This window comes from Arthrobacter sp., from assembly GCF_030540645.1.
GTDB lineage: Bacteria > Actinomycetota > Actinomycetes > Actinomycetales > Micrococcaceae > Specibacter.
On sequence record NZ_JAUNVV010000028.1, the window covers coordinates 24,114 to 33,002 of the forward strand.

Annotated in this window: 10 protein-coding genes; 6 read left to right on the forward strand and 4 right to left on the reverse strand. The window is 64.5% G+C overall.

What is annotated here, in order from left to right; translation table 11 throughout:
• Positions 1–100: 100 nt before the first annotated feature.
• The 5 genes from Q4P21_RS07380 to Q4P21_RS07400 all read left to right on the forward strand — a co-directional run bounded on the left by Q4P21_RS07380 (position 101) and on the right by Q4P21_RS07400 (position 5,345).
• The gene (locus Q4P21_RS07380) at positions 101–1,150 is read left to right on the forward strand and encodes an iron ABC transporter permease (protein WP_303388147.1); all 1,050 of its coding nucleotides are present in this window, start codon (positions 101–103) and stop codon (positions 1,148–1,150) included.
• The gene (locus Q4P21_RS07385; protein WP_303388148.1) at positions 1,147–2,187 is read left to right on the forward strand and encodes an iron chelate uptake ABC transporter family permease subunit; all 1,041 of its coding nucleotides are present in this window, start codon (positions 1,147–1,149) and stop codon (positions 2,185–2,187) included. Before Q4P21_RS07380 ends, Q4P21_RS07385 begins: the two co-directional genes overlap by 4 nt.
• Positions 2,187–3,107: an ABC transporter ATP-binding protein gene (locus Q4P21_RS07390; RefSeq protein WP_283531763.1), complete on the forward strand. Its 921-nt coding sequence runs from the start codon at positions 2,187–2,189 to the stop codon at positions 3,105–3,107. Before Q4P21_RS07385 ends, Q4P21_RS07390 begins: the two co-directional genes overlap by 1 nt.
• Positions 3,104–4,447: an alpha/beta hydrolase-fold protein gene (locus Q4P21_RS07395; protein WP_303388149.1), complete on the forward strand. Its 1,344-nt coding sequence runs from the start codon at positions 3,104–3,106 to the stop codon at positions 4,445–4,447. Before Q4P21_RS07390 ends, Q4P21_RS07395 begins: the two co-directional genes overlap by 4 nt.
• 604 nt (positions 4,448–5,051) lie before the next feature.
• Positions 5,052–5,345, forward strand: coding sequence for a DUF1540 domain-containing protein (locus Q4P21_RS07400; RefSeq protein ID WP_303388150.1), 294 nt, complete (start codon positions 5,052–5,054; stop codon positions 5,343–5,345).
• Positions 5,346–6,208: 863 nt separating this feature from the next.
• Here Q4P21_RS07400 and Q4P21_RS07405 read toward each other — a convergent pair.
• From Q4P21_RS07405 to Q4P21_RS07415, 3 genes are read right to left on the reverse strand one after another with little or no spacing between them, the layout of a single operon-like run.
• On the reverse strand, positions 6,209–6,934 hold the full coding sequence (locus tag Q4P21_RS07405; RefSeq protein ID WP_303388151.1) for an ABC transporter permease: 726 nt from the start codon (positions 6,932–6,934) through the stop codon (positions 6,209–6,211).
• 37 nt (positions 6,935–6,971) lie between these two features.
• Entirely contained in the window at positions 6,972–7,550 is a 579-nt protein-coding gene (locus Q4P21_RS07410) for an ATP-binding cassette domain-containing protein (protein WP_303388152.1), read from the reverse strand.
• A complete protein-coding gene (locus Q4P21_RS07415) occupies positions 7,540–8,055 on the reverse strand; it encodes a TetR family transcriptional regulator (protein ID WP_303388153.1) in 516 nt (171 codons plus the stop codon). The genes Q4P21_RS07410 and Q4P21_RS07415 overlap by 11 nt, the downstream gene beginning before the upstream one ends.
• Between Q4P21_RS07415 and Q4P21_RS07420 the strand changes: the two genes are divergently transcribed.
• The gene (locus Q4P21_RS07420) at positions 8,045–8,626 is read left to right on the forward strand and encodes a hypothetical protein (protein ID WP_303388154.1); all 582 of its coding nucleotides are present in this window, start codon (positions 8,045–8,047) and stop codon (positions 8,624–8,626) included. The genes Q4P21_RS07415 and Q4P21_RS07420 overlap by 11 nt on opposite strands.
• 74 nt (positions 8,627–8,700) lie before the next feature.
• Here Q4P21_RS07420 and Q4P21_RS07425 read toward each other — a convergent pair.
• Positions 8,701–8,889, reverse strand: a 189-nt coding sequence (locus tag Q4P21_RS07425) for a hypothetical protein (protein WP_303388155.1), incomplete at its 5' end; no start/stop codon positions are given.

The following is an 8,889-nucleotide window of genomic DNA, read 5'->3' on the forward strand; positions in this document are numbered from 1 at the left end:
TAGTGTGTCAATGTCTTAGGTAAGGCTATCCAATGCCCCGCCCCGGGTGGTCGCAGCTGTTGCGGCCACCCGCCCCCTCGCCAAAGGAGAATCCCCGGTCATGTCCACCATCCACCTGCGGCCCGCAGCGACAGCAGCGCCGCGGCGCCGGCGCCCACGTCCGGTGCTGGGATGGGCGCTGGGCTTGGCGCTGCTGGGAATCCTGTGCCTGGCCAGCATCGCCACGGGCAGTCGCACCATCCCGCTGAGCGAAACCTGGCAGGCCCTGACGGCCTTCGACCCGGGGAAGAGCACACACCTGCTGGTGGTTGAATTGCGACTGCCCCGGACCGTGTTGGCGGTCGTGGTGGGCGCAGCCCTGGCCCTGGCCGGGGCGCTCATGCAGGCACTGACGCGAAACCCTCTCGCTGAGCCCGGCATACTCGGGGTCAACGCAGGTGCGGCCGCGGCGGTGGCGGTGGGGCTGGCGTTCTTCGGCGCCACCGCCCCACAGGAGTACATGTGGTTCGGTTTCGTCGGGGCGGGGGCGGCGTCGCTGGTGGTTCACACTTTGGGACGGGCCCACGACGCGGGAAACAACCCCGTCAGGCTCGTCCTGGCCGGCGCCGGGCTGTCGGTCATGCTCGGCTCGCTTACCGCCATCATCATCATTGCCGGTGATTCGACGCGCCTGCGCAACTACGTCAGCTGGGCCAGTGGTTCCCTGCAAGGTCGGGGCTGGGACGTGCTGCTGTGGGTCCTGGGAGCGTGCATCGTGGCGGCCGTGGCAGGGCTGGCGACGGCCCGGAGCCTGGATTCGCTCTCTCTCGGCAACGATCTGGGCAACGCCCTCGGGCTGAAAATGCGAACGACTTGGCTGGTGGGCACCGCCACCATCGTGCTGCTGGCAGGGACGGCCACGGCGGCCGCCGGGCCCGTCGGTTTTCTCGGCCTGGCAGCCCCGCACATGGCCCGCATGATCGTGGGACCCAACCATCGCCGCATGCTCCCCTACTCCATGCTTATCGGTGCGCTCCTGTTACTCGTTGCTGACATCCTTGGCCGCGTCATTGCTGCCCCCGGCGAGATCGGTGCCGGTATCATGAGCGCCGTCATCGGCGCACCGGTGTTTATCGCCCTTGCCCGCCGCCGGAAGTTGGTACAGCTGTGAGCGCCACATATACCGACCGTAGGAACAGGTTCGGCATCCCCGCACCTGCCCGGCCTGGCCGCACTGTCGGCATCGGCCTCCTCCTGGCCGCGGCCGCAGGGGTGCTGGGGATCATCTCCATGCAGACAGGCACCATCGCCTTTTCCTTCCATGAAGTCTTCGTCGCTGTCTTTGGCTCCTCGCCGGACCCAAGAGCCTCCCTGGTTGTCCAGAACATCCGCCTCCCCCGCACTGTAACTGCCTTGGGCGTCGGCCTATGCCTCGGTGCAGCCGGCGCCACGTTCCAGTCAATTTCACGTAACGCCCTGGGCTCTCCCGACATCATCGGCTTCACCACAGGGGCCGCGACGGGCGCTGTCGCGCAGATCATGCTGTTCAACGCCGGGCCCGCGGCGACAGCGGTGGCGGCTATCTGCGGGGGGCTTGTGACGGCCGCCGTCGTCTACATCTTGTCCCTGCACGGCGGGGTCACTGGAGGTTTCCGCCTGGTGCTGGTCGGCATCGGCGTCGGGGCTCTTCTTGCAGCAGTGAACACGCTGATGCTGGCCAAGGGCAACGAGGATCTGGCGGCCCAAGCCAACCTGTGGCTGTCCGGTTCACTTGCCTCCCGAACCTGGGATCATGCAGTCCCTGTCCTGGTGGCCGTGCTGTTGCTCCTCCCGATCCTGCTCGCCCAGGGGCGCAGCCTCGGGCTGCTGGAAATGGGCGACGACGTTGCTCGCGCCTTGGGGGTGAGAGTCGAGGCAAGCCGGCTCGTTTCCATGGCGGCCGCCGTTGGGCTGACGGCCGTGGCCACCGCCGCGGTGGGCCCGATAGCGTTCGTCGCGCTTGCCGGCCCACAACTTGCCGCCCGGCTCACCCGTTCCGTCCAGGTGCCCGTAGGGACCGGGGCCTTGATGGGGGCCGTGCTCATGGTCGCCTGCGACCTGCTCACGCAGCGTCTGCCCCTTGGCGCGCACGTGCCGATTGGGCTGATGACCGGGCTCGTGGGCGGCTGCTACCTGCTGTGGCTTATCACTAGGAGCAAGAACATCTGATGCACGCCACAAGAAAGACCTTTGATGGGAGAACCTCCGTGACCACCACCTCCACCTCGCCGGGATATAACGGCGGAACTGGGAATGCCGATGTGCTCTCCGGCCACGGCCTGGACATCGGCTACGACAGCCACCAAATTTCCCGTGGGCTGGACGTTGTCATCCCACCGGCGTCCTTCACAGCCATCATCGGCCCCAACGCCTGCGGGAAGTCCACCCTGTTGCGGGCCCTTTCACGCCTGCTCAAGCCCACGGCCGGGACAGTACTGCTGGAGAGCAAAGACATCCATGGGTACCGCACCCGCGACGTGGCCCGGCGCCTGTCGCTGCTGCCGCAGTCATCCACGGCTCCGGACGGCATCACGGTAGGCGACCTCGTGGCTCGCGGCCGCTTCCCCCACCAGGGGCTACTGCGGCAGTGGACGGATCAGGACAGGTCCGCGGTGGCTTCGGCCATGGCCGCCACCGGCATCACCGAGCTCGCGGACCGGGCCGTCCGGGAATTGTCCGGCGGCCAGCGACAGCGCGTGTGGCTGGCCCTGGCCCTGGCACAGGACACTCCCATCATGTTGCTGGACGAACCGACCACTTACCTGGACATCGCCCACCAGCTGGACGTACTGCGACTGTGCCGCAGACTTCATCGCACCGGCAACTACACCCTCGTCACGGTCCTGCACGACCTTTCCCTGGCGTTCCGCTTCGCCGACCACGTCATCGCCATGAAAGACGGGCGCATCGTGGCGCAGGGCCCGCCCGCGGAGATCGCCACGCCAGAGCTCATGCGCGAGGTATACGGCATCGAGTCGGTCGTCATCGAGGACCCGGCCACAGGCGGGCCGCTCGTGGTCCCGCTGGAACCCGACGAGCTTGCAGGCCCGGCGGCGACCACCGCCGTGGGAACAAGGGCCCGGGCATGAACGCTCCTTCAATTCCCGGTGCCATGCCGGAGCCCTTCCCCGCACCGCGGGACCCAGTTCCCGGGCCTGCACCGTCCATCCCCGTGTTGCGCGGTCATTTCCGTTCCTCTTGGGATGGCTGGGGGCCCGCGCGCCGGGACGCGTTCCTCCAGAATCTCGCAGGCGGCACAGGGGCGCCCCTGGTCGACCCTGCCCCGGACGGCCGTAGCACCCACCGCGCCGTGACCTTTTTTCATCTGGATCCGGCTGCCTCGGCGGTGATCCTCTCCGCCAACGCCCTCGTCAACCACCTGGATGTGAGCGCTAGCGAGTTTGAGTGGCTCGGCAATTGCGGCTTCTGGGCGCTCACCTACCTGATGCCGGCCGACTGGGAGTCAGGCTACCGGGTCACCGTCCACACGGGACCCGGCCCGGCTCCGTGGCGGGCGGCCAAGGAGCGCCGACCCATCCGCATGGCAGCCGACGCCGGAGGGCCCGACCCCCTCAACCCCTTACTGGGTGCGGGCATGAACGGCGGGCCCACCTCGGTGGTGCGGCTGCCCGCGGCCCCTTCCGCCCCGTGGCTGGCAACCGTCTCTCCCCGCCCTTTCGCGGGCAGCCCGGCCATGGGCGGGGACCCCAGTGAGGGCGGGCTGCCCTGCAGTGAGGATGCCCCGGGCCTTGAATGCCTCAGGGTCACGGACTCGGGCGCCGGACGGGTGCGCACGGTGTGGCTTTATTCCCCACCCCCGGGATCCGCCACGGGCCCGACACCACTGCTGCTCCTGCACGACGGGCAGGTCTGGGCGAAGTACCTCAATCTCAAGGCGACCCTAGACGCGGCCGTGGGCGCCGGCGTCGTGCCCGCCATCCACGTAGCCATGATCGACTCCCTCGACGTCGAGACGCGCTCACGGGAGCTTAGTGGACCTACCGGTACCGTCGACTTCGTGGCCGTTGACCTCCTGCCGCTGCTCCGCCGACACCTGACCGTCCGTACCGACGCCCCGGGGACTATCGTCTCCGGCGCCAGCTACGGCGGACTCGCCTCGCTGTGGCAATTGGCCCGGCACCCTCACCTCGTGGGGGTGGCCCTGGCCCAGTCGCCCTCGCTGTGGCGCTACGACCTGGCCAGGCCGTTGCGAGACGTGGTGGACCGGGTCACGATCCGCCTCCAAGCCGGCATCTACGAACCCGACATCCACGAGACTACGCAACGGCTTTACGCAGACCTTGTCCCGCTCGGGGCCGACGTCGGGCTGTGCACCGTCACCGGCGGTCACGACTGGGCCTGGTGGAACACCTGGCTCATCCATGGGCTCGCCGAGCTCCTGGACACCGCCCCGTCATGCTCGTCATGAACGGTATTTTGCCAACCTCGTGCTGGGTAGCCGATCCGTACTACACATGCCTACCGGGATCCAGACGTACCCCTGTTGAGTCAAAAGGATTGATGGGCGGAGTCGCTGCTCCGCGCGCAGCCGAAGCCACTGGCGACAGGCTTCACGGAATGCTCCCGGAGATCGACCGAAGGTTGGGCGCCCTCGGAGCGACAGAACCAGGACTTCCGATGCACGCGGAAAGACCACGCCCTTGGACGTTATGATCGCCAGGCTGATCGGGCCGGAACGGAACGTGGTGGAGAATTAAGCCTTCGTGGTAGCTTCCGATCCGCACTCACACACAAATGCCCTCAGCTGACTCGCCGGCCCCATTGGCGGCATCGTCATTGCCCCGCATAAATCCCACATGCATCATGACGGCCATGGTGCGGGCGCCCTGCTTTCGTTATCTCCTATGGCATAGGAAGCGTCTGAAGTTCTAACCGTAAGAGTTGGCGTTCACTTCTCAGTCCGTGATGAAAAATAAGATACGAAAATGGCACTAATTAGTTTGGCGAAGGTGGGGGTACCGTGGACGTAATCGGGCCGAACTGGCCGGATCGAAACATACAAGGAGATCATCATGACTGTCACCGTCCCCATCTCGGAATGCGCCGTGGAGAACTGTTCCTTCAACAACCACACCCACTGTGGCGCCGCCGGCATCACCATTGGCGGGCACGCCGACCATGCCCAGTGCGCAACCTTCATCGACACTGGCGTCCACGGCGGACTGCCAAAAGTTCTGGCCTCCATTGGGGCTTGTCAACGGACCGAGTGCGTTCACAACGACCATCTAATGTGCAATGCGTCATCTGTCCGAGTGGGACCGGGCGCCGACAACGCGGACTGCCTGACGTACGAGCACTCCGTCTAGAACTACAGCCAGGTTTATTTTTGCATGCGTCGACGTACTCTTCAGATTTCAGCCGCGAATCCTACCAATTGTTGCGGGTTAGTGGTGATGTGTGGGCAGTAGCGGTACAGACGTGGGCTCGGCCCTAGAGTAAATCAGCAATCTGATCGGGGATGGTTCACGCAGAGCGTGTCGCGGAATCCTGAGTCAATTATGCCCGCAGGCTGTTTGCGGGTAAGAGCCCGGAAGTTGTTGAATCTGAAATCGCAGCTAGCCGAAGTTCCGTATCGAGGGCCCTACCTGCCACAGGCGCAGGGTGAACCCGGAAGAGAGGGCCGAATCAGCCGGGCCGGCCTGACCAGACCCATGTTCGGGCATAATCTGGACGCTGGCATCGATATTGAACGCCCCACTGGGTCCGCGGTGTACCGGCGCTTCGCAATTCGGCATGGTGGGGGATTGATCCGGCATGGGCCGTCGCCGTTAATTTCATGAGTTTGCAATGAGTTCGGTCGAAACGGCGTCACTGATGCCCCTTCCCTACAGCAAACCCGAAGGTCAGAGGCATCTTCCGGAGTATCTGTCGGATTCGAACCGACGACCTTTGCGTTCGAACACCAAAGCCATTTAGACGCGAAAAAACGGGGCGGAAACCCACCCCGCCACTGCGAAAACCCTGTAAATCCGGGCTTTTTGGCCCCAAAAAAACTCGAGGGCCCCTATCAGATTTGAACCGACGACGGTTGCAATCTATGCGGTCAATATCCCTGAAAATGGCCCATTTCGCGGCAAAAACGCCCATTGTTGAGGGCCCTTGGCAACTACCGACCACCATTGGGCCTCCTATGGGATTCGAACCCATGACCCCCGCTTTATAAACCATGTTAGAGCCTGAGCCGCCACCAAAAGAGTACGGTTCCCCAGACGGCAAGCACCGTTGTCGCCAGCAGAACAGCCAGTTGGATTCCCAAAACTCCACTGCCCACGAAGTTCGACGCCGCCCACAGCCCTGGTGCGGCGAAGGGAAACCAACCGCCCACGCCCACGAGCACGGAGACTTGGGCGAGCACCAAAATCACGATCTCGGAGCCCATCCCGGCCAGCATGCTGCGGCAGATGCTGGCGATCAAGCCACAGACGACGGCGAGCGCGCCGGTGAGCAGCGTGGTGGCTGCAAGTTTGGCGACCAGCGCGAAGCTGCCGGCGGTCGGCACGTATCCGAGCACCCTCCCCAGCAGGGCGGTCACCCCAGTCAGAATCGCTGTAGCGGCGATCAACCAGAGACAAAGAACAATGAGCTTGGCACCGGCGATCATGGTGCGGGTGGTTGGCAATGCGAACAGTCCCGTGATGGTTCCTTGACTGAACTCCCGTCCAAAGCTCCATGCGTACACGACGCCGAACGCCAGCAGCCCGGCGGCCGAGGACACCGCGGTGGTGACGGAGAGCAGGCCGTCCCAGCCGCCGTCGCCCGCGAAAGAAGCAGCTTTTGCAGCGGCGGGGCCTTCGCCTGCAGCCGCGGCAGAGAGGCGGCTGCGATGCCGGGAACACCCAGGACGAGCAGCACCGTCGCGGTGATCGGAACGGGCGCGGAGCAGAACTTGAGCCATTCGATACCGAGCGCTCCGGCAAACAGCGCGGCCGCCTTCATGACTTCCCCACCAGCAATTTCGCTTCAACGTCTGCGTTGACAAGGTCAAAGAAGCGGCGTTCCAAGACAAACCCACCAAGGGCCAGCTCGCCGATGATCCGCCCTGCATTGATCACGGTGATCTGATCGGCAATTCGCGCCACTTCGTCGAGATGGTGGCTTGACACCAACACCGAAGCACCAGCTTCGTGTACGCGCTCCAGTAGTATCCGCTGCAACGCTGCAGCGTGGGCATCGGCCCGGTTGAGCCCTGCCAGGCGCCCGGCGATCTGCAGATTCGCCTTGACGGTGAGCTCCGGATAGGCCAGCGGCGTGTCAATGAGGTGCCCCACACCGGCCCATCCAGCAGACCTCATCCGGGCAACATCAACACCGCGCACCAGCACTCTTCCTGCAGTGGGGGCGGTGATGCCCAGCACCAGCCGCATCAGCGTCGTCTTCCCGGCACCATTCAAACCAACCAAGGCATGCACCTGCCCTCGATGCAGCACCAAGTTAGTCGGCTGCAAAGCGGATCCCTCCCTGTACACCTTCGCTGCGGCCACAAGCTCGACGGCGGCCGGTTCAGTCGGCATCGGAACTCTCCTCGGGAACTGGCGCAAGATATGCCAGTGCGGCACGCAGCTGACAACCGAGCGACTTGGTGCCCACGCCGCCGTCGTGCAGCAGTGCCGCCGTCGACGCGCCAAGGCAAGCACCCGTGGTCACTTCCGCTTCCAACCGCTGCACGCCCGTGGACACCAGCGCATCCACAATCGCCAACTGCGTCGCCTGCGTGCTCTCCCACGTCTTGGCCCGCAGGCCCGGGTGTGCAGCGGCAATGCGAAGCCTGCGACGAGTGGCCTCGTCCTCACCTGCGTCCAGCTGGGCAAGAGCGATGCTGAAGGCTGTGCAGACCCGTTGTAAAGGCGAGAGCTCCGCCGGCTGTGCTGACACGATAGTGGCAATGATCGGGTCGTAGGGGTCGTCGATGGTCAACGCATCTTTCGTCGGGAAGTACCGGAAGAACGTCATGGACGTCACCCCGGGCTCCGTAGCCAAGCCGGTGCACGGCGGGTACGCTACCGGGATGGAAACCAATCAGCTTTTTCTCCTCTCGGACACCGCCCTTCGCAGCGTCATCGACCGCCTCACGCCCGAAGACTTGGGCAAGTCCGCCCCGGCTGAATGGTCGCAAAGTCCAGAACCGACCATTCTCGACATCCTGCGTGCGCACGCCTACGACGAAGCGTGGGTTCCGGATGTGCTCTCTGGGCTCTCTACCTCCGATGGCGACAAATGGCAGGAGCTTGACCTGCTCGGCGATGATCCGATCGCAGCCTACGACGCGCTGAACGACACGGCCACGGCCGCTGTCCGGGGAGGGGTTACTCCGGATTCGGTGTTCCACTTCCAGTACGGCGACTATCCGGCAGAGGAGGGGCTCGTTCATTTGTCGCTCTACCGCGGGTTCCAAGCATGGATGATCGCCAAGCACCTCAACATCCCATTCCATCTCTCCGAAGAGCTCATCGCCGGCTTGACGGAGCATGTGCTTCCCAACGCTGAGGAGTGGCGCGCTTTCGGCGTCTTCCCACCCGCCATTGACCCTCCAGCTAACGCCGACGCCGAGACGCGGCTGCTCTGCGCCGTCGGGTATTGGGTGCCCTGACTTACTGGGTGAACTGCTGTGGGCACATCGGCCGGCGCGTCACTCAGAGCCGAAATACTCTCCTGCACGGCGGTTCATCTCATCGACAGAAACCTTCTCGAGGCGTTGGCACAGCATCCACTGTTGGCCGAAGGGGTCGCGCAGGCGGCCACCGTATTGCCGGGAGTTTCCTCCGTGATCATGACAATCGAATTGCCGATGCGCACTTCGGCGTGAATCACCATCCCCGACAGATCGGCAAATCGTTCACCGATTTCCTCCGC

Excerpts from the sequence above, each read along its gene's own strand:
- Q4P21_RS07380 (WP_303388147.1), top strand. The coding sequence starts at position 101 with ATGTCCACCATCCACCTGCGGCCCGCAGCGACAGCAGCGCCGCGGCGC.
- Q4P21_RS07400 (WP_303388150.1), top strand. The coding sequence starts at position 5,052 with ATGACTGTCACCGTCCCCATCTCGGAATGCGCCGTGGAGAACTGTTCC.
- Q4P21_RS07420 (WP_303388154.1), top strand. The coding sequence starts at position 8,045 with ATGGAAACCAATCAGCTTTTTCTCCTCTCGGACACCGCCCTTCGCAGC.
- Q4P21_RS07405 (WP_303388151.1), bottom strand. The coding sequence starts at position 6,934 with ATGGCTCAAGTTCTGCTCCGCGCCCGTTCCGATCACCGCGACGGTGCT.
- Q4P21_RS07410 (WP_303388152.1), bottom strand. The coding sequence starts at position 7,550 with ATGCCGACTGAACCGGCCGCCGTCGAGCTTGTGGCCGCAGCGAAGGTG.
- Q4P21_RS07390 (WP_283531763.1), top strand. The coding sequence starts at position 2,187 with ATGCACGCCACAAGAAAGACCTTTGATGGGAGAACCTCCGTGACCACC.
- Q4P21_RS07395 (WP_303388149.1), top strand. The coding sequence starts at position 3,104 with ATGAACGCTCCTTCAATTCCCGGTGCCATGCCGGAGCCCTTCCCCGCA.